Source organism: Microvirga brassicacearum (genome assembly GCF_008757455.1).
GTDB lineage: Bacteria > Pseudomonadota > Alphaproteobacteria > Rhizobiales > Beijerinckiaceae > Microvirga > Microvirga brassicacearum.
Genome location: NZ_VCMV01000001.1, coordinates 52,478 through 79,281 on the forward strand (window position 1 = coordinate 52,478; position 26,804 = coordinate 79,281).

The following is a 26,804-nucleotide window of genomic DNA, read 5'->3' on the forward strand; positions in this document are numbered from 1 at the left end:
ATGTTCCAGGTACCTGCAACCGTAATGGGGATGATTGGGAGCGCCTTCATGGTTGCAAGCTTTGCACCGGGTGCTGTCGGTCACGCAGCCAATAGCGAGATGGAATCTGCGGCCTTCATCGCCAAATCCCAGACCGTCGATGCAAGCGGAAAGAGGGACCGTGTCACCGCTCCGGTGACCGCAAAATCGCGTCAGGCGGTGTCGGTGGTGGAGCTCGTCGGTGTGTCGCGCGTGCAGGTGGTCTTGAAGGACGAGAACGGAGTGGTTCTGTTTCGCTCCGACCCGCAAACCAACACCACCTACGTCGCAAGGGACACCGATCTGCCGGTCATCACCGTCAAGCATGAAACCGGGAGCCAGACAAAGCCGCAACCTGTCTCGCGCGAGTCAAGCGAGGAGTCGGTGGCCCCCAAACGCCGCGCGCATCCTTACGGCTGCGTCGGTGCTGTCAGCCCTCTCGCCCGGGCCGGGAACGAAGCAGCGCCGAGCCTCTGCGTCACGAGCCTCGAGAGTGGCATTCAGGCCCGCAGCTGAGCCCTAGGCCACGGCTTTGTTGCGTAAGATTTCGGAGACGAGCGTGAGCGAAGCGGGCGCGATCGTTGCAAGACGCCGGCTGTTCGCCCGGTTCTGGAAAGCCGCATCAGGGTTTTGGACCGGTGTGCGTCGGCGCGAGGCGTGGTTTCTCTCGCTCTCGCTGCTCGCGATCATTCTTGGTCAGTTGTTCGTCCAATACCGGCTGAACGTGTGGAACCGCGAGATCTTCGACGCGCTCGAAACGCGCGACATCTCGCTGGTCGGACACCTCGCGCTTCTCTTCGTGCCGCTTGCCCTTGCGGCGGTCGCGTTCAACGTCGCCTCTGTATGGGGGCGCTTGACGACGCAGCGTGCCTGGCGCGCCTGGCTGACCGATTATCAAATCGATCGTTGGCTCAAGAACGGCCGCTACTATCAGCTCAACCTCGTCAAAGGCCAGCACGAGAACCCGGAATTCAGGATCGCCGACGACACCCGCATCGCCACGGAGTCGCCGGTGGATTTCGCGTTCGGGGTCACGACGGCGGTTCTGACCGCCGTCACGTTCATCAGTGTCCTTTGGGCGGTCGGCGGGTCGATCTCGTTCCAATGGGGCGGCCGGACCATTGAGGTACCGGGCTATCTCGTCTTCGTCGCGGTGATCTATTCGATCATCACCACCACGGCGATGCTGTTCATTGGCCGCCGGTTCGTCCAGGTGGCGGAAGACAAGAACCAGGCCGAGGCGGAATTTCGCTATGCGGCAACGCGGCTGCGCGAGAACGGCGAGAGCATCGCGCTGCTCGGGGGCGAGCCGGAAGAGCGCAACGGGCTCAGCGTGGCGTTGGGAAATGTCATCGGCCGGTGGCGCGAACTGTGCGGGCAATATCTGCGCACCACTGTCGTATCGTACGGAAACTTCGTTCTCGCGCCGGTCATCCCGATCATTCTGTGCTCGCCAAAATTTCTCGCCGGCACGATGTCGCTCGGCGAAGTGATGCAGGCGGCGACGGCTTTCGTCACGGTCCAGGTATCGTTCAACTGGCTCGTCGAAAACTACCCCAGGCTTGCCGACTGGACGGCCTCCGCAAACCGCGTCGCGGGGCTCATCGTGTCGCTGGATCGCCTTGAGCGGGCCGAGCAGCCGGGAGCGGGTCATATCGTCCGTTCGGAGCAGGGCGAAAAGGTCGCGCTCGAATTGCGGGGCTTGTCGGTCAATCTCGATGACGGCACCGCCGTGGTGGGCGAAACGCAGGTGCAGATCGACCGCGGCGAGCGGGTGCTGGTGGTCGGTGAATCGGGGGCCGGAAAGAGCACGCTGATCCGCGCCATCGCCGGCCTCTGGCCGTGGGGGGAGGGCGAAATTCTCATCAAGAAGGGTGCCAAGCTGTTCTTCATGCCGCAACGACCCTACGTGCCGATCGGTACGCTCAAACACGCGGTGGCCTATCCGGACCCAACCGACAGCCTTGACGACGAGGATGTGAAGCAGGCGCTCCGCGATGCCGAGTTGGTGCATCTCGTGGACCGCATTCACGAGGAAGCGCCGTGGGAGCGAACCTTGTCCGGGGGCGAGCAGCAGCGCCTGACTTTCGCGCAACTTTTTATCCAGGCGCCCGACATCATCGTGATGGACGAGGCAACCTCCGCGCTCGACGGTGACGCGCAGGAGATCTTGATGGAGCGGATCGCGCAGCGTTTGCCCGATGCCGCCATGATCAGCGTGGGGCACCGCCCGGAACTGGAAGCTTTTCACAACCGCCGTCTGGTGCTCGCCCGGCGCAAGGACGGAGCGCGGCTGGTTGCTGACGAGGTTCTGACACCCGCGACATTCGCCCTGCGCCGCGCGTTCTCGCTGATCTTTCGCAAGCGACCGGTCTCCGGCGCCAGCAGCTAGACGCCGTGTTCAAGCGGAACCGCCACCGAGAGCATTCGTTGTCTTACAGCGGCGCTGATGCCTGTGGTGAGGCGTTGCGGCCTAGCAGTGAGCACACTCCGTTCGAGCTGCTCAAAGATGTTGCGGCGTCGTACCAGGAAGTCGTTCGTGTGCGTGGCGATTATTGCTGGTCATTGCGGAACGATCGCAAGCATTCACCGTTGTGACAGCAAGTGCAACTGCACTGTAGGGAACCACTTAGTTTATCCAGAAGGAGTTCACAAATGCTCAAGACGCATATGGCAGCCTGTCTCGTCGCGACAATGTTTGCCGCGCCGGCTTTTGCCCAAGCCCCGGCTACTCCGGCGAGCCCGTCAGGCACTTCGAACCCTTCGACCACTGCGCCTGGCGCGATGCCGAGCACCACGATGCCCAGCACCTCGACCTCCAGCAGTGCAATGTCGGGCTCGTTCATGACCAAGATCGAACCCAGCCAGATGCTGGCGTCCGAGCTGATCGGCACCAAGGTCATCAGCGCCAACAATGAATCCATCGGCGATATCAACGACGTGATCGTTGACCGTAACGGTCAAGCCCTCGCGGCCGTGGTTGGCGTCGGCGGCTTCTTGGGAATTGGCGAGAAAGATGTCGCAGTCCCGTTCAAGTCGCTGGAATTCGCGACTCGCGAGCAGGTCAGCGCCATGAACGCCGCTAAGAATGTCACATCGACAGGTTCGACGGCCACCACGGGTACAACGGCGACCGCTCCGGCCACGACTGGCACCGCCCCGGCCACCACCGGCACCACGGCAGCCGCGGATACCGGCGAACCGGATCGCGTCATTCTGCGGATGACGAAGGCCGAGTTGCAGGCGGCACCTGCCTTCGATACCGATCGCGACGCATCCACGACCGGATCGACGACCGGCACCACGACGGCGCCGAAGGCTCCGGCGGCCCCGGCTCAGAAGCCCTAATCGGCCCTGATTCCTTGATCAAGGAGCGTGCGGGACCCTTGTTCCGCACGCTTTTTCTTGGCTGCGCGCTTTGCCGCACCCGGAACCGGATTCTCTGCGGTTCGTTCCTCAGACACAGGTGATCGCCTGTCCCAGGGAGGTAATTGTGACGGCTGCGAATGAAATTGAAGCCTTTCTCTGCCAGGAGGAGTTGCCCGACGAGTTTTGTCGGCTTGCTTCCAGTTCGCCACCGAGTGACTATGCGTCAGTGCTGTCGCTGTTTAGCGGATTGGTGCCGACGAAAGATGAAGACGGCGTGATGTGCCCGTTGATGCTTCGTCGTCACTTGGTCGTTCCGGCTTTCGCCACCACATCGGGCGGGGGGCCATGTTCAAATTCTTAGCTGCGGGATAATCGAGGATCATGGCTGGAGACGAGTTCCAGAACGAGGACGACGTCGTCTCGGTGCTGCTTCACCCGTCGGTCGTTCCTGTCCTGGATCTGTTCCGCTCCACGAGCGAACTTGAGCCGGCGCATGATCTTGCCGCCCTGGCGCAAGCTGAGCGGGAACTCAACAGGTGGACATCGTCCGCGCTTGCCCGAGCGATCGTCTCCGACGCCACCCTCCTGGCATTCTCCGTCGCCCGAGAGCGGCCCCAGCCTTTCACCTACCAAGCCCCCGGTTCGCGCCGCATGTCTGCTGACGAGCGAAACCTGATTGCGCTGGTCGGTGCCGCCCGGGTCTGGGGACGGAGAACGGCGATCGAGGAAGCGGCCACCGCGCTCGGCATTCCGACTGAAGGGTCGTCTATTCCGGCTGCAGAACGTCTTTTGTCGCGGATAGCACAGGCCGGTCTCCCATGGCCCGCCTTCGATCTGGTTGGCGGCTCTGCTTCCACGCCCCACGGCGGCGATCAGCCGATGCTGCTCGCCTCGGCGGATGACGCGGCTTTCCGGTTCAAAACTTAAAGCCTGCGGACAAAAATAAAGGGGCCGTCCAGCGGCCCCCTTAGCGTTTGTTGGTTGGGGCTAGTCCTGAGAAGGGCGATTCGTACCGGACGCTTGTCCGCCCTTCCGTCCGGCCTCGGAGGCCAATTCGCGGTCTTGAGAGAACGACCGCTTCTCCGCCGGAACGCTCTTGCCGCCCTTGCTTGCGATCTCGCGTTGACGATCGCCATCCATCGACGCGAAGCCCCGCTTCGAAGTCGAACTTCCTGTCGCCATCTCAAAGCCTCCTGGAGGTTAGGTCTCCCTTGAAAACAGCCTGATGTTGCTATGGTTCCGTAGGAGCGTGGATAACCTTTGCAAGGAATCGCAGCGCGTATTTGGGAAACGGACAAAGGCGGCCCAATAGGAAAAATAGCGTCTGGGCGAACGGCAAGATCTGCGCTTGGCCACCGCGAGACGCCTATCGTCCGGTCCGAAAGCGGGTAATCTTGAAAGCGCACGATCACCGAAAAGAGACGCCACATGCCGTATGACGACAATAATATTTTCGCCAAAATTCTGAGAGGGGAAATCCCCTGTCAGAAAGTCTACGAAACAGACGACGCGCTCGCTTTCATGGACATCATGCCCCGAGGCGAGGGCCATGTTCTCGTCATCCCGAAAGCCAAGGTCAGGAACATCCTGGACGTGGACGCCGACGTGCTTTCAGACCTGATCAAGACGGTTCAAACCGTCTCGAAGGCAGCCAAGCAGGCGTTCGGTGCGGACGGCCTGACCATCCAGCAATTCAACGAGAGCGCAGGCGGGCAGGTGGTGTTTCACCTGCATTTCCACATCCTTCCGCGCTGGGAGGGGGTTCCGCTCAAGCCGCATACGGGCGAGATGGAAAAACCCGAGATCCTGTCGGCAAATGCGGAGAAGTTGCGGCGCGTCCTCGACCAGTGAGAGCGAGTTCGGCGGGCGAGCCCATGCGCGGGACGATCAGCCAAGCTTGAGGCCTCACGCCCAATCCACCGCCCGTCCAACGGCTTTTGCCCAGCCTGCATTGAGGCGGCGTCTTTCGTTCTCCGGCATGACCGGCTGCCAGCGCTTGTCGGCGGCCCAGTTGCCCACGAGGTCGTCCGTCCCACCCCAAATTCCCGTCGCAAGCCCGGCCGCATAGGCTGCACCCAGCGCCGTCGTCTCGATCACCTTGGGCCGCACCACCGGGACATCGAGAATGTCGGCCTGGAACTGCATCAGGAGTTCGTTCACCACCATGCCGCCGTCGGTGCGGAGTTCCTTGACGGCGATTCCCGTATCCTGCGTCATGGCTTGAAGCACCTCCATGGTCTGGAAGGCCGTGGCCTCGATCGCCGCGCGGGCGATGTGCCCCTTGTTCGCGAACCGGGTCAGCCCGCCGATGAGGCCGCGCGCGCCGGCGTTCCAATGGGGGGCGTAGAGGCCCGAGAAGGCGGGGACGATCGTCACGCCGCCATTATCCGGCACGCTGCGCGCCAGCGGCTCGATGTCGGTGCTCTGCTCGATCAGGCCGAGATTGTCCCGCAGCCATTGCACCAGCGCCCCGGCGATCGCGATCGAGCCTTCGAGCGCGTAGACGGTCTTGGCCTCGCCGAACCGGTAGCCGACGGTGGTAAGCAGGCCGTGTTTCGACGCATAAGGTGTCTCGCCGGTGTTCATCAGCATGAAGCAACCGGTGCCGTAGGTGTTCTTCACCTCGCCCTGTTCGAAGCAGGCTTGGCCCACCAATGCGGCTTGCTGATCGCCGAGAATCCCCGCGATGGGAACGCCCGCGAGAAGCCCCACGGCCTCGCCATAGAGGTCGCTCGACGACACGATCGTCGGCAGGCAGGCATCGGGGATGTCGAACAGCGCCAGGATGTCGTCATCCCATCGCAGCGTCCTGATATCCATCAACTGCGTGCGGCTGGCATTCGTCACGTCGGTGATGTGGCATTGGCCGCCCGTCAGGTTCCAGACCAGCCAGGTATCGATGGTGCCGAACAGGACGTCGCCCGCGGCAGCTCTCTCCCGCGCGCCCGGAACGTTGTCCAAAAGCCAGCGCAGCTTCAATCCCGAGAAATAGCTGGTGAGCGGCAGGCCCGTCTTGCTGCGCAGCCTGTCGTGCCCTCCATCGCGGGCATATTCGGCGACGATGGAATCCACCCGCGTGTCTTGCCAGACAAGGGCGTTGTGCAGCGGCGTGCCGGTGTGCCTGTCCCAGATCAGCGTGGTCTCGCGCTGATTGGTGATTCCGATGGCTGCAAGATCCCGCGGACCAAGTCCCTTTCGGGCCAGCGCCTCGGCGATCACACTTTCGGTGTTGCGCCAGATCTCGATCGGATCATGTTCCACATAGCCCGGCTTGCGGTAGATCTGCTGATGCTCTTTCTGCGCCACGGAGACGATCGATCCCGCCTGATCGAACACGATGAAGCGTGAGCTGGTGGTGCCCTGGTCGATCGCCCCGACATATTTGGCCATGAAAAAGCTCCCCCGCGTTTCTCTTCGTTAAGGACGTTGCAGCGCGCGGCTTATTGTGCGGCAAACTGGGCGACGTCCCGCGTCGACAGGTAGGCGTCGATCCTCGCCGCCGCATCGGCCGGCACATGGAGACCGAGCTTGGAGCGCCGCCAGAGGATATCCTCAGCGGTGCGCGCCCATTCGCGGCGCACGAGATAATCAACCTCGGCCGCCGTGAGACCGGCACCGAAATCCTCGCCGAGATCCGCCATCGAATTCGCGCCGCTGAGCAACTCGGCGATGCGGGTGCCGTAGGCGCGCGACAGGCGAAAGGCGAGCGCATCGTCGAGGAAGGGAAAGCGTGATTTGACGCTCGCGAAGAAGCGCTCGAAATCCGCATCCGGCATATCGCCGCCGGGAAGTTTAGCCGTTTCGGTCCAGGCCGGTTTCATGTCGGGGAAGAAGCGCCTCAGGTCTTCGAGGGCGTGTTCGGCAAGCTTGCGGAACGTCGTGATCTTGCCGCCGAAAATCGACAGCACGGGCGCTTGGTCGTGGGGCGCGTCGAGTTCGAAGACGTAATCGCGCGTGACCGCCGAGGCGTTGCTCGACCCGTCGTCGAACAGCGGACGTACGCCCGAATAGGTCCACACCACGTCGCCGGGTTCGATCTCGCGTTTGAAGAAGTGGTTGATCGCGTCGCAGAGATAGCGGATCTCATCGTCGCTGATCACGACCTTCCTGTCGGGCACCGCCTCGACTGGGACATCGGTGGTGCCGACGAGCGTGAACTTTCCCTGATAGGGGATCGCGAACACGATCCGCTTGTCCTTGTTCTGCAGGATGAATGCCTGATCGCCGTCGAACAGCTTCGGCACGACGATATGGCTGCCTTTGACCAGGCGCACTTGCTTGTTGGTGTTGAGGCCGAGCTTCGTGTTGAGAACGTCGGCCACGAACGGCCCGCCCGCATTGACGACGGCGCGGGCGCGGATCTCATAGGTCGTTCCCTTCTGCGTATCCTCGAGGATCGCGAGCCAGGTGTCGCCATCACGGCGCGCCGAGACGAGCTTGGTGCGAACGCGGATGTCGGCGCCTCTCTCGAAGGCGTCGAGGGCACTCAGCGCCACCATGCGGCTGTCCTCGACCCAGCAATCGGAATAGACGAAAGCGGTGTCGAAACCCGGCTTGAGAGCCTGTCCGGCCGGATGGCGGGTGAGATGGATCGTCTGTGTCCCCGGCAGCCGTTTGCGCGGCGCCAGATGGTCGTAGAGGAACAGGCCGAGGCGCACGAACCAGGCCGGGCGAATTCCCTTCTCATGCGGGAGAATGAAGCGCAGCGGCCAGATGATGTGGGGAGCTGCCTCGAGCAGGCGCTCACGTTCGAAAAGCGCTTCACGCACGAGGCGGAACTCGTAATATTCCAGATATCGCAGGCCGCCGTGGATCAGCTTGGTGCTGGCCGATGACGTGTAGCCGGCGAGATCGGCCTGTTCGCACAGAACGACCGAGAGGCCACGACCGACCGCATCGCGCGCGATGCCCGCGCCGTTGATGCCGCCGCCCACGATAAGAAGATCGGTTATTGTCGCCACGAAACGCGTCTTTCCTCGAAAGCCGGAGGGGTCCGGCGCTCTGCAAAGAATTCCTTTAGCCGTCTAAGGCACCTGAATTCAAGGCTCGAACCGGCCGCTTCACGAGTCCTTTGCCACGACGAGGTTTAGCACAAACGCGATGAAGGAGCCGAGGGCCATCACGAAACAAAGGATCGTCACCGCCTGATAGCTGCCCCACCAGGCCCAGATCGCCCCGAAAGCAAACGGAGCCGCCGATTGGGCGAGGCGAACCGGCATCGCGATCATGCCCTGGATGGCGCCGTAATCCTCGCGGCCGAACAATTCCTGCGGGAGGAGGGCCCGGACGATCGTCAGCATGCCGTTGGACGCGCCGTAGAGGAGTGCAAAAACGATCAGTAGCCAGGAACCGGCTGGAATGAAGGGCAGAAGCCCAAAACCAAGCGTGCTCATCGCCATGGTGACGACCCCGATTGCCCGCAGGCTCAGCGCCCGCTCGCCAAAGCCGGTCGCGAAGCGTGCGGCGACCTGCGCCGGGCCGATCACCGAATACGCAATGACCGCCGATTCGAGGGAGAAACCCCGTTCGGCCAGCAGCGGTATGAGGTGGATGGGAAGGCCGGTGGAAATAAATCCCTGGAAAACCGACATCGCCACGAAACACCAGAACGAGGGCTTGGAGAGCACGCGCCGCGGATCGGACCGGGCAGCCGAGGGCTCCGGCTCGGACCTCCGCGCCGGCCGGGCGGCCGCCTTGGGGATGCTCACCACATGCAATGCGGCGCAGATCACAAGGTTGAGCGCGGCGAGCAGAAGAAGCGAGCCGCGCCACCCATAGGCCTCTATCAGAACGTGGGTGAGGGGGATGAAGACGGTGCTGGCGAATCCGCCGATCAGCGTCATCACGGTGATGCCGCGCCGCGCCTGAAACCCCAGCCGCAGGGCCAGGACCGCAAAGCCGGGCTCGTACAGAACAGCGCTCATGGACGCGCCCAATCCGATCCAGATCAGCAAAAAGAGCGCGTAATCGCCGACCTGTGACCAGAAGGCGAGGAGGATCGCGGCCAGGACCGAGCCGCCGGTCATCACTGCCCGGCCGTAGCCCCGGTCGATCAGCCGGCCGACCGGCACGGCGAAGAAAGCCGACGAGACGAGGGCGAGCGAATAGGCGGCGGTCAGGGCCGATTTGGACCAGCCGAGATCCCGTTCCATCGGTTCGATCAGAAGGGCGAAAGCGTAGAAGAGCGTCCCGTATGAAACCAGCTGGGTGACGGATAGGGCAGCCACAAAACCCCATGGCATACGGTCGGGACGAGACATCTGGGCCTGCACCTCGTTCGGCCCCGCGCCGATCGACTCTCCGGAAGATCGTGGCACCAACGGGGGCGGTGGCGGCCCTTATGTCAGGAGCGGAGCTTGACGAACAGGGCTTTATCCATCATATGCACAGCACGGCGTCAGCGCTCCCATCGGGAGCCGCTTGAGTGGGGCTGCGTGACGGATATCCGCCTGAAGGTGGAGGCCCGGCCCCTTTCTTCAATCGCTTGACCGCTCGACTGCCCATCACGCGGTGGTCGCCAAGAGCCCGGCAGCGCCCGTCTTCCAACATGAATTTGGCATGACGAACTTGGCCTTTTTGGCTCACTTTTCTCTGCTCGAAAGACACTCACTTTGACACTTTTCACCGACTTTGGATTGGCGCAGCCGATCCTGAAGGCGCTTGCGACCGAAGGCTATGAGAAGCCGACCCCGATCCAGGCGCAGGCCATCCCGTTCGTGATGGCCGGCCGCGATATCTGCGGCATCGCCCAGACCGGCACCGGCAAGACGGCAGCATTCGCGTTGCCGATCATCCACCGTTTGTCTGAAAAACCCCGCGCCGCAATCCGCAAGGGCTGCCGCGTCCTCGTCCTCAGCCCAACGCGCGAACTGGCAAGCCAGATCGCCGACAGCTTCCGCACCTATGGCCGTCACATGAAGCTCACTACCTCGGTGGTGTTCGGTGGCGTCGCCATCGGCAAGCAGGAGCGCGATCTCTCGTTCGGCGTCGATGTCCTGGTGGCGACCCCCGGTCGCCTGCTCGATCTCATCGACCGCCGGGCACTGAGCCTGCGCGACGTGGAGATTCTGGTTCTCGACGAAGCGGACCAGATGCTCGATCTCGGCTTCATCCATGCGCTCAAGCGCATCGTCACGATGCTGCCGAAGGAGCGCCAGACGCTGTTCTTCTCGGCCACCATGCCGAAGACCATCTCGACCCTGGCCGATACCTTCTTGCGTGATCCCGCCCGCGTCGCCGTGACCCCGGTCGCGACCACCGCCGAGCGGGTTGAGCAGAGCGTGATGTTCGTCGCCACCGGACGCAAGCAGGCTCTCATCGAAACGGTTCTGCAGGATCCGGCGATCGACCGCGTCCTCGTCTTCAGCCGGACCAAGCATGGCGCCGACAAGATCGTGCGCGGTCTCGACAAGGCCGGCATCAACGCGGCCGCCATCCACGGCAACAAGTCGCAGCCGCAACGGGAACGGGCGCTCGCGTCCTTCCGCGCCGGCTCGTGCCGGGTGCTGGTTGCGACGGACATCGCAGCGCGCGGCATCGACGTCGATGGCGTCAGCCACGTGATCAACTACGACCTGCCGAACGTGCCCGAATCCTACGTCCATCGCATCGGCCGCACGGCCCGCGCGGGCGCGACGGGCATTGCGCTGTCGTTCTGCAACGATGAAGAGCGGGCTTTCCTGCGCGACATCGAAAAGCTGACGCGCCTCAAGGTTCCGGTTGCGGCACTTCCGGAAGGCTTTCAGGCCGGTCCGGTGGCTGGCGAGCGGGAAGAACCCCGTGAGCCGCGCCGGCAGCAGTCGCAGCGTCCGCGTTCCGCTCCCCATGCCCGCGGGCATCAGGGGCACGGCGCGCCGCGCAATGCCGATCCCAACGCCGATCGCGGCCCCAAGCGCCACCGCCCGCGCGGCGCGAAGCCCGCTGGTTCCCCGAATGGCGGACAACGCCAGCAGCAACAGCCCGCACGGAGCGGTGAGGCCCGCGGCGATGGCCGTCAGGTCAGCTGGCTCGACAAGGGCCCGCGCGGCCGCTGAGCAATCGACCTTATTCTGACCGAAGGCCGTATAAGGTCAAAAAAGGCGCCCCAAAAAGGCGCCTTTTTTGCAGGGCTCTTGGCAATCGGCCGAGCGCTTAGTCCGACATTGCGGCTTCGCGGCGTTGTCCGAAATGGTCTCACCTCACCTCCCTCCCCGGCTGGGGAGAGGTGATTCTGTCGGGCGGTGCCGCTTTTCCACCTCTGCCTCGAGGGAGAGGTCGGACCGCAGGTCCGGGTGAGGGGATGCGCGCTGTCCGGAAAGGTCCCACCCCTCACCCTCGCTCCGCTCGACCTCTCCCCGGCGGGGAGAGGTGATTCCGTCGGGCGGTGCCTAATGATACGGGTCCGCCGCGTCGCGCAATCCGTCGCCCATGAAGTTGAACGCCAGCACGACGATCACCACCGGAATGATCGGAAACAGCAGCCACGGATGAAGCTGCACGGCGGCGAGGTTCTGCGCCTCGTTCAGCAGCACACCCCATGAGGTGATCGGTGGGCGCAAGCCAAGGCCGAGGAACGACAAGGCGGTCTCGCCGAGGATCATCGACGGAATCGACAAGGTTGCGGAAGCGATCAGGTGGCTCATGAAATTCGGAATGAGGTGGCGCGAGATCACGCGCTGCTTCGAGGCGCCCATGAGTTCCGCCGCCTTTACGAAATCCTCCTCACGCAAGGACAGCAGCTTCGAGCGGACCGCACGGGCAAGGCCTGGCCAATCAAGCAGGCCGAGAATGATGGTGATGCCGAAGAAGACGAGGATCGGGCTCCAGTTCGCCGGCAGCGCCGCGGAAAGCGCAAGCCAGAGCGGCAATTCCGGCAGCGATCGCAGGATCTCGATCATGCGCTGGATCACGTGATCGACCCAGCCGCCGAGATAGCCCGCCAATCCGCCGAACAACAGCCCGAGCGTGAACGACACGGCGATGCCGACGATGCCGATGGTGAGCGAGATCCTGGCGCCATAGATGATGCGCGAGAGAAGGTCGCGCCCGAGCCGATCGGTGCCGAGCAGGAACATCGTGCCGTTCTCGGGCGGGCAGAACAGGTGCACATTCGCTGGGACCAATCCCCAGAAATCGTATCCATCCGCCCGGCACAGGAAACGGATCGGCTGCGGCGTCGACGTGTCGATCGTGTAGACCCGGCGGAAGCTCTCGATGTCGAATGTGAATTGATACGGGTAGACGAACGGCCCGATGAAGCGGCCTTCATGCATGAGGTGCACGGATTGCGGCGGTGCATAGAGAAAATCCCCATGGCGCTTGGTCTGATTGTAGGGCGCGATCACCTCGACGAAGGGAACCATGGCGTAGAAGACCAACAAGATGAAGGCTGCCGCGACCGCAACCTTGTGGCGGCGGAATTTCCACCACATCAGCCGCCAGGATGATGCGCGATAGAAGCTTTCGCTCTCCGATCCCATCGGCTCCGTCGCGCCCGGATCGAAGGCCGCCGAATCCACATAATGCTGCTTCACAGAAAGCGACTCGTTCATCGGCCGCCTCCCATCCTGATGCGCGGATCGAGCCAGGCAAGCAGAAGGTCGGAGACAAGCATGCCGATGACCGTGAGAACTGCGACGAACATCAGGATGAAGCCGGCGAGAAACTGATCCTGGCTCTTCAGGGCACTGAGCAGGATCGGCCCGACCGTCGGCAGGGACAGCACCAGCGACACCAGCACCGAGCCCGAAACCAGATGCGGCAGCAGGTTGCCGATGTCGGAGATGAACGGGTTGAGCGACATGCGGAACGGATATTTCAGCAGTGCCTTGCGCGGGGTAAGACCCTTCGCCTTCGCCGTCACGTAATATTGCTTGCCGAGTTCATCGAGCAGGTTCGCACGCATGCGCCGGATCATCGCCGCCGTGCCGCCGAGACCAATCACGATGGTCGGCACGATGAGATGCGACATGAGCGACTGGATTTTCGGCCACGTCCATGGCTCACCCGCATATTGCGCGTCGTAGAGACCGCCGATGGACACGCCGAACCAGCGGTTGACGTAGTAGAGCAGGATCAGCGCGAGCAGAAAGCTCGGCGTGGCAAGCCCGATATAGCCGATGAAGGTGGCGATGTAGTCGCCTATGGAATATTGCCGCGTCGCGGAGTAGATGGCGATCGGGATCGACACGAGATGGATAAAGATCACCACGGCGAAGTTGACCAGAAGCGTCAGCCAAAGAGCGTCGCCGACAACTTCCACCACCGGACGATCATATTCGAACGACCAGCCCCAGTCCCCTTGCAGCAGGCCTGAAAAACCGTTCTGACCCGGCATCACGCCGAGCCAGACCAGGTATTGCTCCCAGACCGGGCGGTCGAGCCCGTATTGCTTGATGAGAAATTCGGCCTTGGCGACGGAAGCGGATTCTCCTTGCGCGCGCAGTTCTGCGATCTGATTGGTCAGAAAGTCGCCGGGCGGCAATTTGATGATCGCGAAGACAAGGGCCGAGATGATCAGCAGCGTCACACACATGGTAACGAAGCGACGCAACAGGAAAGTAATCATCTGCGAGCCTCTTTGAGAACGGCCTTGTTCCAGTAAATCTGATCGACGCGGTAGATGCCGAGCATCGCCGTCGGCTCCCATGAATAAAGTGCCTTTTTCGGCAGGCCGTGCAATCCGTTGCGGACGACGATGGGTTGCAGGGCACCGGCGACCGTGCCGATGGTCCACTGATTTTCCGCGTGGTTGCTCAGGATTTCGCTCCAGACGTCCCGCTGCACGGTGCGGTTGCCGGTGTTCATCCAGATCTCATAGACGGCGAGCAGCCGCTTGGCTGCGGGAATATCCACCGCTTCGCCGGTCTTGCCCTTGGTCTCCACGTACTGGCCCCATTTCGACCACGCATAATTGTCCTGCCGCATCGGCGCGAATTCCGTCGGCGGCATCAACGCGGTCGGGATAGCGTTGTCGAAGCCCTGGCCGGCGACCATGACGGTCAATCCCGCATAGACGCGGTTTCGCATCACGGTGCGGTCCTGCGGCTTCACGAAAAGCTTCACGCCGATCTCGCGCCAGAACTCGGTAATGAGCGTCAGGCCATCGACCACGAGGCTGCTTTCGCCGTCGGTTTCGACAATGATTTCAAGCTCGCGTCCATCGGGCAGCAACCGGATGCCGGCCGCATTGCGCTTGGTGAGCCCGATCTCGTCGAGAAGCCGCGAGGCCTCGCCCGGGTCGTAGGTCGCGTTCTGGGTCCGCAGCATCGGATGGTAGAGCGGGCTTTGCTCCATGATGGTGTTGTTGCCCTCGATGCCGAGGCCGAAGAGGAGCGCGTTGTTCAACGTTTTCCGGTCGATTCCGAGGGACAGCGCGCGGCGGTATCGGAGGTCGCGGTTCAATGCCCGCCACACAGGATCCGAAGCATTGAGATTGGGATAGAGCGCGAGCTCCGAGCCGCGCGCGTAAGGCCACAACAACGTGGTGTAGCCCTGCGCTTTCTCGCCCTGTTTCAGCACCGGAATGTCGCTCATCGACAACCCGCGAAAGAGAAGATCGACCTCGCCCGCATTGGCTTTCGCGGCGAACAAGCCGCTCGCCGACACATCCATGATGATCCGGTCGATGTAGGGAAGCTGCTGCCCCTTGGTGTCGACGCGATGATAATAGGGATTGCGCTCGAATGTGAAACGGGTGGCCGGAGCCCGGTTCGTCACGCGCCACGGCAGCAATACCGGCAGATCGGGATTGGTCTGCTCTTTCATGTCGTCGACGCGGTTGTGAAGGGCTGCCCAGGATTTCAACTTCTGGGCTTTGGCTGCCTCCTCGAGCTTCGCCTTGTCGGCATATTTGGCGTGAAATTGCTTGAGGTAATGCGCCGGACGATAGATGCCCGGATCGACGGCGCCCGCCAGCTGCGGCAGGAAGCGCGGATTGGGATGATCCCAGGTGTAGCGCACGTGCCGCTCGTCGAGGATCTCGAATTTGGCCGGCTTGCCGCCCGCCATCATGAATTCGGGGACACCGGCCGGCGACAGGTCGGGATTGTTGACGATGTCCTCCCAGTAATACCGGAAATCCTCAGCGGTGAACGGCGCGCCATCGGACCAGCGATGGCCGGCGCGCAGCGTGAACGTGAAGATGCGGTCGTCGATGTTGTGGACGTTTTCGAGAAGGTCGGGCTTGAGTTCGAGCCTGCGGTTATACCCGAGCAGCCGCGTGTAGGTGTAGGTGGTGATGTAGCGGATATCGCGTGAGCGCGGCACGAGCGTGATGACGTCGCCGCCATATTGCCCCGCCTCGCCGTCCATCGGCTCCACAATCAATGGCGTTTGCGGCAGGCGCTGTAAGACCGGCGGCAACTCTTTGCGCCCGACCTTCTCGGTGAGAAGCGGCGCCTCGCTGAATTCGATCGCGTTGGCTGGGAACACCAGCAGGCCCAGCACGCACAACGCTGCCGATGCGCTGATCCGGAGGTTTGCCAACATCATGCCGCCTCCCTGACGAACTCGGTTCCAAGGCGCACCTTATGGCCGGGTTCGATTTCCTTCATGCTGCCGAACTCGCCCGCCGCCAGCCTGAATGGCTCGGGCCATTGCGACGGATCGGCAAAACGGCCGACCCGGAGCTTCTCAAAATCGAGCGGACGATCGATATCGGGATCGGGCACTGCTGCGAGGAGCGCTTGCGTGTAGGGATGAACCGGGTTGCGGAAGAGGGACGTCTTGGGAGCTTCCTCGACAATGTAGCCCCGGCACATGACGGCGATCGTGTCGGCGATGTAATCCACCACCGCGAGATTGTGTGACACGAACAGATAGGTCAGCCCGAGCGCTGCCTGCAGATCCTTCAGGAGGTTCAGCACCTGCGCCTGCACCGAGACGTCGAGCGCCGAGACGGGCTCATCGCAGATCAGCACCCGTGGTTCCAGCGCGAGCGCGCGGGCGATGCCGATGCGTTGGCGCTGCCCGCCGGAGAAGGAATGCGGATAACGTCGCAGGACCCGCTGGTTAAGGCCCACCATGTCGAGCAGCTGCTTGGCGCGCTCATACCGCTCGTCCGATGTGCCGATACGATGGATGCGCAACGGCTCGGTGAGCAATTCATAAACCGTCATGCGGGGGTTGAGCGACGAGAAGGGGTCCTGGAAAATGAACTGGACGTTCCGCCGATAGGCTGTGAGCGCGTCACCCTCGAGCTCGTGAACCTTGCGCGGCCCGGTGCCGTCGTCGAACAGCACATGGCCGGAATCCGGGTTCATCGCCCGCATGATGATCTTTGAAACGGTGGTCTTGCCGCAACCCGATTCACCGACGAGCCCAAGCGTCTTTCCGGTCGGCAGTGCGAGATCCACGCCATTCACCGCGTGGATGGTGCGGACCTTGCCGGAAAACCAGCCCGACCGGAGCGTGAAAGTCTTGGTCAAGCCTTCAGCCTGGAGAATGGGGCCTGCAGGCGCGATCCGCTCGGGCGTCTGCGCATGCGCCAGCACTTCGCTCGTCACCTCCCGGATCGGCGTCAGGCGCTCGCCCTCAGCCATGGCGAAGCGGGGAACGGCGCGCATGAGCGCCTGCAGATAGGGATGCTGCGCTCGGCGGAACAGGTCGTCGCGCGACCCTGCCTCCATCACGCGGCCGCGATAGATCACCACCACCTCGTCGGCCACATTCGCCACCACGCCGAGATCATGGGTGATGAGCAGGACCGACATGCCGGTCTCGATCTGCAATTTCTTGATGAGATCCAGGATCTGCGCCTGCGTCGTCACGTCGAGCGCGGTCGTCGGCTCGTCGGCGATCAGAAGTGCCGGCCGTGTGATGAGCGCCATGGCGATCATCGCGCGCTGCCGCAGGCCGCCGGACAATTCGAACGGATAAGTATTCAACGCCCGCTTCGGGTCCGGAAATCCCACACGCTCCAGCACTTCCAGGGTGTGGATTTTGGCTTCGGCGGGGTCGTCGGCAATGTGCGTGAGATAACTTTCCGAAATCTGGTCGCCGATGGTGTGGAGCGGCGAGAGCGATGTCATCGGCTCCTGGAAGATCATCGCAATCCGGCCGCCGCGCATTTCGCGCATGGCGGAACTCTCCGCCTCAAGACCCGTGATGTCGACCGCATCTCCGATTGCCGGATCGTTGAACACGATGCTGCCGGCCCCGATCTTCGCCTGCTTGGGAAGGATTTGGAGGATCGCCTGGGCGGTGATGGACTTGCCCGACCCCGATTCCCCTACGAGCGCCACGGTCTTGCCCTTGGGAATGTCAAAGGTCAGCCCGTCCACAGCCCGGAAGTTTCCGGAATCCGTGACGAAATCCACCGTCAGCTCGCGGACGGACAGGAGCGGCTCATCCATAGGCTTCTCCGACAAAGGCGCATTATAGGACGATAACGCGCTACGGCTCGACGACGTTTCCACTTTTGTCACAGAATAACTTTCGAACTGGCGCAAAGTGAAGCTGCTTTCTCGCGAGAAAGAGCAGCAACTCTTCGCAAAATGCCCAGATGCACTCGTCGTGCACCAGGTGATGGGTGAGCAATCCTATCGGCTCGCCGTCCCCGACAGGGGATGCGCGCCGATCGATCGCACCCGCAAGCGCCGCAACGAGCGCCGGCACGTTTCCAAGGCTGCGGGTGCCATGCCATTCAATCGGGTCGATATGGGTGTTGATCTGGACGAGGCCGGGCGCCGGCTGGGGCGCCGGGCGGTCCCGAAACGTGGAGAGGCCGACATATCCCGCTCCGGCAAGTCTTGGGAGGAGCGCGGGCGGGATGCGATTCCAGGGCGGCACGAGGACCCGCAGAAGCCGGTCGCCGAAGACGCGTCCGAGGTCCCGCAGGCCGGTGCGGACCTCCGCTTCCATGGCATCAAGATCGCGTTCCGCATCGAACTCCGCTTTCTTCTTGCCCGTCGGCGCATGGTTGGCGTGGGTGTAGCCATGGACGAGGATGGAAACCCGCTCCTCGTCCCGCAACGCGCGCTCCAGCGAGGGTTCGACCCTGCGCGGGACCGCCGCGACGGCGAGGCCGGCCTTGTACCTGTTCGCGAGTTGCAGGAGACGATCAAGCTGCGGGGTCTCGCGCACCGCATCGTCATCGCGCCACCACATGACCGGCTCATGACAGCGATCGCGGGATCGATCGATGGCCGTGTCGAGGGGGCTCCAATCGATGGGCGGGCTCAGGAGTGCGGGGCGCGACAGGGCGAGTTCCGCAGTGATGCGGAGAGTTTCGTGCGCGCCGTCGAGCGCGATGGAATGGGACGGCGGCAACTGCTTTTCGAGCTGCGACGTCACCGCGTCGGCGAGTGACCGCGCATCGAGCCTATCCTCCGGCAGGACCTGCGCGAGACCGGCTTGTTGCAGGCACTCGGCGCGCTGTCGCTGTTCGGTTTCGTGCCCCGCTTCGAACGGCACCAGAATGGCGCGCACGCCAGACCGGAGAATATCGACGCTCGTGTTGTAACCCGCCTGACTGATCGACACATCAGCGCCGGCGAGGAGTTGGCGGAAATCGGGCCGCGCGCGTTCGACTGTCACATGGCCGGGAGCAGCGCGCTGGAGCGCGCGAAAGTCCTCATCGGCAATGCCACGACCAACCAGAACCCGCCACGACGTGCGGGTGACGATTTGCGCCGCTGCCAGCGCGGACCGGTAGAGCGGCAGCGATGCGGCGCTTGATCCGCCGGAGACGATGATCCCGGCGCGCCGCGCCTGCGGTGTCGTCACCGCGGCTTCGTCCACATAGCCGGTGTAGCGCAGCAGTGGGCGAAGCCGGTCGTCGACCGGCCATGACATGTCAAGAGGCGCCACTGCGGGGTCGCCGTGGACGAGAACGGCGTCGTAGAATTCGTCGATCCGCGACACCGCCTGTGTCACCCGTTCCGGCTTGGTCGGCGCGACGAGGATATCGCGGATCGACGACAGGACGAGGGGGCGCGGGCGCATCAGGTGCGCTTCACGCAGCACCGCGAGGAATTCATCCGCCAGAACGCGGCGGCCGAACGGAAAAAGCTCGGTGATCAGGATGTCGGGGCGAACGCGGTTCACCGTCTCGAGTAGATAATCGCAACGCTCTGCCAGGAACGCGGGCGTCACCGGCCGGCCGCCATCGTCCAGCAGGGCCGAGAAATTTGTGCCGCGTGTTTGCACGGGTGGAAGCTGGACGAAGATCACGTCATCCGGCATCGCGACGGAGGTTCGCATGCCACCGGAGACGAGCGTGGTCGAATGACCGGCTTGCGCAAAGGCGCGTGCGAGCGCGGTCGCCCGCGTCAGGTGACCAGCGCCAAGCAGATGCGTGACGAGAATGAGAACACGCTTCGTCATGCGGCGCTCCCGCCGCTCAAGGGCAGCATCGCGTCGCGCAATCGCATCGCCGCCCGCACGAGAGTGCGTTCGCCGGTCACGAAAGCGCGGGCGGCTTCGCCCATCCGATGCCGGGTCGCCGAATCCTCGATCAACGCGCCGATGGCTTTTGCGAAAAGGTCGATATCGCCCGGCGGCGTCAGGACTCCGGTTCGGCCATTTTGGACCACGCTGCCGACGCCACCGAAATTTCCTGCCACAACGGGATTCCCGAAGAGTTGCGCTTCCAGAAGCGCCATACCGTAGGCCTCGTTCACCGCCGGCCACACGATGATATCGGCATGCTGGTAAAGGTCGCGAAGCTCAGTGGCCTCGCATTGTCCATGAAAGCGAAGTCGCGGTTCGAGCGGCGCAAACAACGCTTCGACCTCGCCACGCGCTTCGCCATCCCCCGCGATGTCGAGATGCCACGGGAGGTGCCGCAATTGCACAAGCGCCTTGCTGAGAATGCGATAGGATTCGAACTTGTCGCCCTTGCGCATCATCGCAACGGTGAGCAGCCGGGGCGCGGCGCCGACCCGCGGTGCGCGAGCGGACGAGGTGCCCCATTCCGTCTCGTCGAGAAACGGCGGCAGGTCGACCAGCGTTTGATGAACTGGCTTGGCCGCCTGCAAGGCCGGTTGGTCCATGGCGGTCATGCCGAAGATCAGATCGGCCCGGTCGAGCGCCTGTTCGGCGCCCCGATGGGTGAGCGACCAGGGTCCGTCCGACCGCTTTGAAGCGCGCGATCCCTCGGCAACGACGTAGGGAATATGCAAGGCATCGGCCACACAAGGCCCGATCCAGTCCGGGGCCTTGTAATAGACATGATAGGTGAACCACAAAGCCGGCCGTTCCGCTGTGGGAAGGCCGCGATAATGCGCGATCAGCCGTTCGGCCTCGGCAAGGGATTCCTGCCGCACGTGCTCCTGAAAAGCGCCATCGCCATGCTTGTCATGCGTGCGCAGATGGCTCGCAACGAAGGGTGAAAAGCCGGCCATCCGCAGGGCCTTCAGGAGAAGCCTCGCCATCGTCCTGTCACCGGACGGAGACGGATGGTCCGGACTTTTCAACGGCGCGTAGAATGCCACCGGCAGCGAGGTGGTCACGCGGGCAACCGGACGGTTGCGGCGGGGCCGAGGATGGCGCGAAATCGTTCATCGAGGAGGTCGATGCCGCCATCCATCGAGAAGTTGTGCCGCAGCCGCTCGAACGCGGAATTGGCCAGCTCGGCACGCCGCTCGGGTTCGCGCGCCAGAAGGTTGATGGCATTCGAGAGCGCAACCCAATCGCCCGGCGGCACCAGCACGCCGTCGGTGCCTTCGCGGATGAATTCCGGAATGCCGGCGAAGTCGCTTGCCACGATCGCGAGCTTCTGGCTCGCCGCCTCCATCAACACGTTCGGCAACCCATCCCGGTCGCCGGAGGCGGCCTTCTTTGACGGCAGGGCAAAGATGTCGGCCTCGCGCAGGAGCGCGATGATGTCCGGTTGCGCTTTCGCACCGAGAAACGCCACCCGATCTCCGAGACCGCTCTTCTGTGCTTGCGCTCTGAGACTCTTGAGAAGATCGCCGCCGCCCACATGCGCAAAGCGCCAGTGCAGGTCCGCCGGCAAGGCGGCCAAAGCCTGCAGCAGGTCGCCGAAACCTTTCTTGGCGACGGCACGACCGACCGACACGATGCGGATGGGATCGGCCGGATCGGATCCGTCGCGCAGCGAGCCGTCGGCGGGCGGGGAGGGAAAGCGCGACAGGTCGAGGCCGTGATAAACCAGCCTCACGCGGTCATGCGACGGGCTTAATGCCTGCAGATGCCGTGCTCCCTGCTCGGTGCAGGTCACGCCCCAGAGCGCATCCGCGAGCTTTTCGCGCTTCTCCCAATCGGGTGTCGTCCAGATGTCCTTGGCGTGGGCCGAGAAGGTCCAGGTGCGCCCGGTCAGGATCGCCGCATAGCGCACCACGGAGGCCGGCGTATGAAGATAGTGAGAATGGATATGCTGAATGTCGGCCGGCATCTCCCGCCCCATGACGAAAGCCTGCCCCAGGCGCCGGACGCGGTTCGCGGTGAAATCGCGCTTCAGATCGGCCCAGAAGGCGCGCATGAGTTTTCGAAAGCCCGGCTGGCGTAGGGCGAAAAGCTTTCCGCGCAGCACGCGCAGCGGCTCTTCGTAGAGATATTCCGGCAGGTAAGTCACAGGCGCCTTGATCTGGCGGTTCATGGGATGAACCGCCTTCTCGGTCGGGTGCCGCAGGGACCAGATTGCGAGGTCGAGTCCACGCTGTTCGAGCGCCAGGATCTCCTGGGCGATGAAGGTCTCGGAGAGGCGCGGATAGCCCTTCACGACGACGGCGATCCGTCGGGCTTTCATGGGCAACGACATCCTGGCGGTTACTCGGCTGCCTCTGAGGCGGGCATATAGGCCCGGGGCTGCGTGAGAGCTTTAAGCCGCTCCTGCACGCGGTCAAGTCCGTCGAGCAAGCCCGGAACGGTGACCTCGGACGGGCGTGGTTGCGTGGAGAGGTTGCGAAGGGCGCTTGCCATCCGTTCGGGCGTGCGCGCCTCGGTATAGTCGCTTAGCATGCTCACAAGACCAAGCCTCTCGGCCTCGACCGCACGGATGTGCTGCTCCAGGCGAGGCCGGGTGCGCGGCACGATCAACGCGCGCTTATCGAAGGAAAGAATCTCGCAGAATGTGTTGTACCCCCCCATGGCGACGATCGCGGTCGCCTTTTCCATGAGATGCTCGATCTTGGTGTCGAACGACATCGCGTCGAGCTTCGGCTGCCGCGAGATCCGCTCCATGAACGAGCGGCGCTGATCCCGGTTCACGAAGGGCCCGAACAGGATGACGGCCGGCATTTCCGGGCTCTGATCCGCCTCATAGGCCGAGATCACCCAATCGATCAGGTCGTCGCCGTCGCCGCCGCCGCCGGTGGTCACCAGAATGAAGGGCTGCTTGGTGATTTTCGGATACCGCACGAGTGACGGGGTCGCGGGCACCTCGCGGCGCAGATAGCCCGTATAGGTGATGCGTTGTTCGATCTCCGGCGGCAGGTTGAGGGCCGCCAGGGGCTCGTAGACGTCCTTGAGGCCATAGACCCAGACCTCGTCATAATAGCGGATGAGCGCCTGGCGGGCCTCCTTGCGCTCCCATTCCGGTACGAGAAGAGCCGGCTCGTCCATGACGTCGCGGATGCCCAACACGAGCCGGCAGCCGGCCCGCTGCAGATATTCGAGGGCAGGAATGACCTCTCCGCGAAAGCCGGTCGGCTCCTTGTCGACGATGAACACGTCGGGGCGGAATGATTTGACCGCCTGCAGGATCAAGGCTTCGCGAAAGCCGACGGCCTCATCAAGCTCCACATTGAGGTTGAGAGAGCGGTAATCGCCGTCGGGTAATTTCGTAACGCCGGGAATGCGAATGTAGTCGACCCCGCTGCCGAATTCGAAATTGCCGATTACCGGCGAGCCCGAAATGATCACCACCGAGGTGTCGGGGCATTCCTCCACGATCGCATTCGCAATGGCCCTGGACCGCCGTAAATGGCCCAAACCAAAGGTATCGTGGCTGTAAATGACCACCCGCGACCCGCCTTTGGGCCATGGCGGAGACTGTGCCGTAAGAGCTTCCATCGTCACGTCCATGACCAGCTGCCATGTGGGGCAAATTAGAGAAGGTGTCGAAATGACGTTAAGACACAGAGTTCCGGGCTTGCAATAGCCCCGCCGCAAGTAGGTAAAGCCGCCGTTGAAAAGGGGAAGGGGCGGCGGAAAGAGACTATGGTGGGGCAAAGCGTTGGTGATATCGTCCGGCCAATGGAAAAAAGCCTGTTTCGTTATATCTGGACCCACTCGAAGCGCGACCAGCTGCTTGTCTGCGCGGTCGTGCTCGTGTCTCAGCCGTTCTATTTCGCCTCCCTCGACCTCCCACGGCAGATCGTCAACCAGGCAATCCAGGGCGAGGCCTTCCGCGAAGGGCAGGCCACCGCACCGTTTCTTCCCTTTACGTTAAGCCTGCCGGAGTGGCTCGGCGGAGCCTCGTTTCCGATCTTCGAGGGGTTCGAGGTCGGCCGGATCGGGCTGCTGCTCGGCCTGTCGGGCCTCTTCCTGTTCTTCGTGATCATCAACGGCGCGTTCAAATACTGGATCAACGTCGCCAAGGGCGTGCTCGGAGAGCGCATGCTGAGACGCCTGCGGTTCGACCTCTTCACCATGGTGCTGCGGTTCACCCCGGAGGCGCTGCGGACGGTCAAGTCGTCCGAGACCGCGACGATCATCAAGGACGAGGTCGAGCCGGTCGGCGGCTTCATCGGCGATGCCTTCATCACCCCGGTGTTCCTCGGCATGCAGGCGCTGACCGCCTTGTTCTTCATCATGGTGCAGAATGTATCGCTGGGGCTGATGGCGCTTGCCGTCGTCGGCATTCAGTTCACCATCATCCCGCGCATGCGTCGGGAGCTCTTGCGCCTTGGCAAGCGGCGCCAGATCGCGTCCCGCCAGCTGGCTGGTCGTATCGCCGAAGTCTCGGATGGCATCGAGGCCGTGCAGGTTCACAATTCCTACGCCTGGGAGCGCGCGGAGATCGGCCAGCGATTGTATCAGCTGTTCGACCTGCGCCTGCGAATCTACAATCGCAAATTCATCGTCAAGTTCATCAACAATTTCCTGTCGCAGCTGACGCCGTTCTTTTTCTATTCGGTCGGTGGTTACCTCGCCATTCGCGGAACCCTGGATATCGGCCAGCTCGTTGCGGTGATCGCAGCCTACCGGGAATTGCCGCCGCCGCTGAAAGAACTCATCGACTGGGACCAGCAGCGCCTCGACGTGCAGGTCAAATACGACCAGGTCACCCAGCACTTTTCGGAGGAACGGCTCGCGCCGACGCTGCTTGCGAAGGAGGACGCCGGTGAAGAAGCGCCGCTCGTGGGACCTCTCGTCGCCGAGGACTTGCGGGTGAGCGATCCCCATGGGGGCGTGATCCTGAACGGCGTCTCGTTCGAAATTCCGCTGCCCGCCGATGTGGCGCTCATTTCAGGGGGGGCCTCCGTGGCCAGCCTGATGGCGCAGATCCTCGCGCGCCGCATGACCACGTTCGGCGGCCGTATCCGCATCGGCGAACAGGATCTGCGGCAGATCCCGCCCGCGATCGCGGGACAAAAAATCGCCTATGCGGGCGTCGACCCGATTCTGTTTCCGGGCAGCATCCGCGATAATCTGGTCTACGGGCTGCGCCACAAACCGCTCGGCCAACGCAAGGAGGACGAGCGCGAGGCGCTTCGCCGGATCAGGGAGGCGCAGCGGACCGGCAATCCGATCGAGAATGTTGCCGACGAATGGATCGACTACACGGTGGTCGGCGCGAAAGACGAGGACGACCTCGACCGCATTCTCATCGACCTGATGAAGAAAGTCGGAATGGGCAACGAGATCTATCTTTTCGGACTTGCGGGCCGGATCGATCCCGAGCGCGATCCGCAACTGGCGGAGCATCTGGTCGAAGCGCGCAGGCGCTTGCGCGAGACTTTCCAGGCGGAGGGAATGGCGGATCTCGTCGAGCCCTTCGATCCGCAGCAATTCAACGACCAGTCCACCATTGCGGAGAACCTCCTGTTTGGCGTCCCGACATCGGACGCTTTCCGCGGCCGCAACCTTGCGGAAAATTCAAGCTTCCGCTCGGCCATCGATCAGGCCGGGCTCTTCGACGAACTCGTCCATATGGGCCGGCAGATCGCCGAGACGATGGCGGAAATCTTCGAAGGGTTGCCGCCGGGACATTCGCTCTTCGAGCAATTCTCTTTCATCGGAGCCGAGGAGCTGCCCGAGTTCGAGGCGATCCTGCGCCGGAGCCGTTCCGATGCGGCGTTGACGAAAGAGGACCGAACCCGCCTGCTCTCGCTGCCGCTGGCCTATATCGAAGCCCGACATCGTCTCGGTCTGATCGACGACAAGCTGAAGGTCCAGTTCGTGCAGGCGCGCGGATACGTGCGTCAGGAGTTCCAGAAAGTCGAAGCGGATGTGGAGTTCTACGACCCGGAAAAGATCTGCGCGGCTGCCCCCGTGCGCGACAATCTGCTTTTCGGCCGCGTCAGTTACCGGGTAGCGAACGCCCAGGCGCGCGTGGCGGAAGCGATTTCGGCCGTGGTCAAGGGCCTCGACCTGCTGGAGGATATCGAGCGTGTCGGCCTCGATCGGCAGGTCGGCACCGCCGGCCGCCTGTTGACGGCGCAGGAGCGCGCCAGCGTCAATCTGGTGCGGTGTCTGGTCAAGCGTCCGGATATTCTGGTGATCGACGGCGCCTTGGCGCCGTTCGACGAGACGCGCGCGCAAAAGATGATCAAGCTCCTGATCGAACTCGGAAGAGGCAGGAGCCTTTTCATGGTGCTGCCGAATGATCGACAAGTCGAGGACTTCGATATTCTAATGCGCTTCGGCGACGGACAGATTACGACAGAGAGCAACGCCGGTCGGACGTCCGAGGCATCGGAGCCCCAGCCGGCAAACGCACAGAGAATAGCAGGAGAGGTTGCATGACCCTTGAAGCCGAAGTTCAAACCTTGCGGCAGGTCCCGATGTTCAAGGACATCGATCCGGCGCGCTTGAAACTTCTGGCCTTCACCAGCGAGCGCGTTCAGTTCGCGGATCGGCAACGGTTCTTCTCGCAAGGTGATGCGTCCGACTCGGCCTACGTGATCCTGGAGGGAAGGGCGGATGTCCTCCTCACCACGCCGACAGGGGAGATCAAGGTCGCCGAGCTGGAAGGCAACGCGCTGGTGGGCGAGATGGGCATTTTGTCCGACACGCCACGGTCGGCCACCATCATGGCGTCGGAGCCCACGACGGCGCTTCGGATCGACCGGCGGGTTTTTCTGGAGCTTCTGGCGCAGTTCCCGCAGATGTCTTTGGCGGTAATGCGGGAGCTGGCAAAGCGTCTGGAACAGACAAACGCGAAGCTCGTGGCAAAATCTACGCCTTAATTTTCCGTTAACAAACAGGGTCTTAAGCCAAAAAAGGCAGCGCCCACGGTTAAGCTGACCGATTCTCGCCACATCTGCCCGCCACCCCTTTGTATCAGAACGACAAAAAGGGAGGGTCCG

The 26,804-nt window shown here is 62.9% G+C and carries 20 protein-coding genes; 8 read left to right on the plus strand and 12 right to left on the minus strand.

The genetic code is table 11. The annotated features are described in order from the left end of the window. The 4 genes from FEZ63_RS00235 (at position 1) to FEZ63_RS00250 (ending at position 4,314) form a co-directional block, all read left to right on the plus strand. The gene (locus FEZ63_RS00235) at positions 1 to 534 is read left to right on the plus strand and encodes a hypothetical protein (protein ID WP_150941625.1); all 534 of its coding nucleotides are present in this window, start codon (positions 1 to 3) and stop codon (positions 532 to 534) included. A 43-nt stretch (positions 535 to 577) separates the two neighbouring features. Further along, a complete protein-coding gene (locus FEZ63_RS00240) occupies positions 578 to 2,410 on the plus strand; it encodes an ABC transporter ATP-binding protein/permease (protein WP_162419629.1) in 1,833 nt (610 codons plus the stop codon). Between the two features lie 263 nt (positions 2,411 to 2,673). After that, the gene (locus FEZ63_RS00245) at positions 2,674 to 3,366 is read left to right on the plus strand and encodes a PRC-barrel domain-containing protein (RefSeq protein ID WP_150941627.1); all 693 of its coding nucleotides are present in this window, start codon (positions 2,674 to 2,676) and stop codon (positions 3,364 to 3,366) included. A gap of 402 nt (positions 3,367 to 3,768) precedes the next feature. Next, the gene (locus FEZ63_RS00250) at positions 3,769 to 4,314 is read left to right on the plus strand and encodes a hypothetical protein (RefSeq protein ID WP_150941628.1); all 546 of its coding nucleotides are present in this window, start codon (positions 3,769 to 3,771) and stop codon (positions 4,312 to 4,314) included. Positions 4,315 to 4,374: 60 nt separating this feature from the next. On the opposite strand, the gene FEZ63_RS00255 is transcribed toward FEZ63_RS00250, so the two are convergent. Next, complete coding sequence (locus FEZ63_RS00255; RefSeq protein WP_150941629.1) at positions 4,375 to 4,569, minus strand: con-10 family general stress protein; 195 nt, start codon at positions 4,567 to 4,569, stop codon at positions 4,375 to 4,377. 246 nt (positions 4,570 to 4,815) lie between these two features. Here FEZ63_RS00255 and FEZ63_RS00260 point away from each other — a divergent pair, with 246 nt between their 5' ends. Next, positions 4,816 to 5,238 (plus strand): HIT family protein, encoded by a 423-nt coding sequence (locus FEZ63_RS00260; protein ID WP_150941630.1) that lies wholly within the window; start codon positions 4,816 to 4,818, stop codon positions 5,236 to 5,238. A gap of 54 nt (positions 5,239 to 5,292) precedes the next feature. On the opposite strand, the gene glpK is transcribed toward FEZ63_RS00260, so the two are convergent. From glpK to FEZ63_RS00275, 3 genes are all read right to left on the minus strand, one after another. Beyond that, complete coding sequence (glpK, locus tag FEZ63_RS00265) at positions 5,293 to 6,777, minus strand: glycerol kinase GlpK (RefSeq protein WP_150941631.1); 1,485 nt, start codon at positions 6,775 to 6,777, stop codon at positions 5,293 to 5,295. A gap of 50 nt (positions 6,778 to 6,827) precedes the next feature. Further along, complete coding sequence (locus FEZ63_RS00270) at positions 6,828 to 8,348, minus strand: glycerol-3-phosphate dehydrogenase (RefSeq protein WP_150941632.1); 1,521 nt, start codon at positions 8,346 to 8,348, stop codon at positions 6,828 to 6,830. Between the two features lie 99 nt (positions 8,349 to 8,447). Further along, entirely contained in the window at positions 8,448 to 9,647 is a 1,200-nt protein-coding gene (locus tag FEZ63_RS00275; RefSeq protein ID WP_150941633.1) for an MFS transporter, read from the minus strand. Positions 9,648 to 9,998: 351 nt separating this feature from the next. Between FEZ63_RS00275 and FEZ63_RS00280 the strand changes: the two genes are divergently transcribed. After that, positions 9,999 to 11,420 carry a DEAD/DEAH box helicase gene (locus FEZ63_RS00280; protein WP_150941634.1) on the plus strand — a complete coding sequence of 474 codons (1,422 nt, stop codon included), beginning with the start codon at positions 9,999 to 10,001 and terminating at the stop codon, positions 11,418 to 11,420. 333 nt (positions 11,421 to 11,753) lie between these two features. Here the strand turns inward: FEZ63_RS00280 and FEZ63_RS00285 are convergent, their stop codons facing one another. From FEZ63_RS00285 to FEZ63_RS00320, 8 genes are all read right to left on the minus strand, one after another. Beyond that, entirely contained in the window at positions 11,754 to 12,917 is a 1,164-nt protein-coding gene (locus FEZ63_RS00285; RefSeq protein ID WP_150941635.1) for an ABC transporter permease, read from the minus strand. Further along, entirely contained in the window at positions 12,914 to 13,933 is a 1,020-nt protein-coding gene (locus tag FEZ63_RS00290) for an ABC transporter permease (RefSeq protein ID WP_150941636.1), read from the minus strand. Before FEZ63_RS00290 ends, FEZ63_RS00285 begins: the two co-directional genes overlap by 4 nt. Beyond that, complete coding sequence (locus tag FEZ63_RS00295) at positions 13,930 to 15,858, minus strand: ABC transporter substrate-binding protein (RefSeq protein ID WP_150941637.1); 1,929 nt, start codon at positions 15,856 to 15,858, stop codon at positions 13,930 to 13,932. Before FEZ63_RS00295 ends, FEZ63_RS00290 begins: the two co-directional genes overlap by 4 nt. Next, entirely contained in the window at positions 15,855 to 17,720 is a 1,866-nt protein-coding gene (locus tag FEZ63_RS00300; protein WP_150941638.1) for an ABC transporter ATP-binding protein, read from the minus strand. Before FEZ63_RS00300 ends, FEZ63_RS00295 begins: the two co-directional genes overlap by 4 nt. Before the next feature lie 40 nt (positions 17,721 to 17,760). Further along, positions 17,761 to 19,692, minus strand: coding sequence for a glycosyltransferase (locus tag FEZ63_RS00305; protein WP_150941639.1), 1,932 nt, complete (start codon positions 19,690 to 19,692; stop codon positions 17,761 to 17,763). After that, positions 19,689 to 20,741, minus strand: a complete 1,053-nt coding sequence (locus FEZ63_RS00310; RefSeq protein ID WP_150941640.1) for a glycosyltransferase family 4 protein — start codon at positions 20,739 to 20,741, stop codon at positions 19,689 to 19,691. Before FEZ63_RS00310 ends, FEZ63_RS00305 begins: the two co-directional genes overlap by 4 nt. Positions 20,742 to 20,815: 74 nt before the next feature. Further along, positions 20,816 to 22,078, minus strand: a complete 1,263-nt coding sequence (locus tag FEZ63_RS00315; protein ID WP_150941641.1) for a glycosyltransferase — start codon at positions 22,076 to 22,078, stop codon at positions 20,816 to 20,818. Positions 22,079 to 22,098: 20 nt separating this feature from the next. Continuing rightward, complete coding sequence (locus FEZ63_RS00320; protein ID WP_150941642.1) at positions 22,099 to 23,343, minus strand: glycosyltransferase family protein; 1,245 nt, start codon at positions 23,341 to 23,343, stop codon at positions 22,099 to 22,101. Between the two features lie 183 nt (positions 23,344 to 23,526). Between FEZ63_RS00320 and FEZ63_RS00325 the strand changes: the two genes are divergently transcribed. Together FEZ63_RS00325 and FEZ63_RS00330 are read left to right on the plus strand one after the other, a co-directional pair. Then, positions 23,527 to 26,241 (plus strand): ABC transporter ATP-binding protein, encoded by a 2,715-nt coding sequence (locus FEZ63_RS00325; RefSeq protein ID WP_150941643.1) that lies wholly within the window; start codon positions 23,527 to 23,529, stop codon positions 26,239 to 26,241. Further along, positions 26,238 to 26,684: a Crp/Fnr family transcriptional regulator gene (locus FEZ63_RS00330; RefSeq protein WP_150941644.1), complete on the plus strand. Its 447-nt coding sequence runs from the start codon at positions 26,238 to 26,240 to the stop codon at positions 26,682 to 26,684. Before FEZ63_RS00325 ends, FEZ63_RS00330 begins: the two co-directional genes overlap by 4 nt. The last annotated feature ends 120 nt before the right edge of the window (positions 26,685 to 26,804 follow it).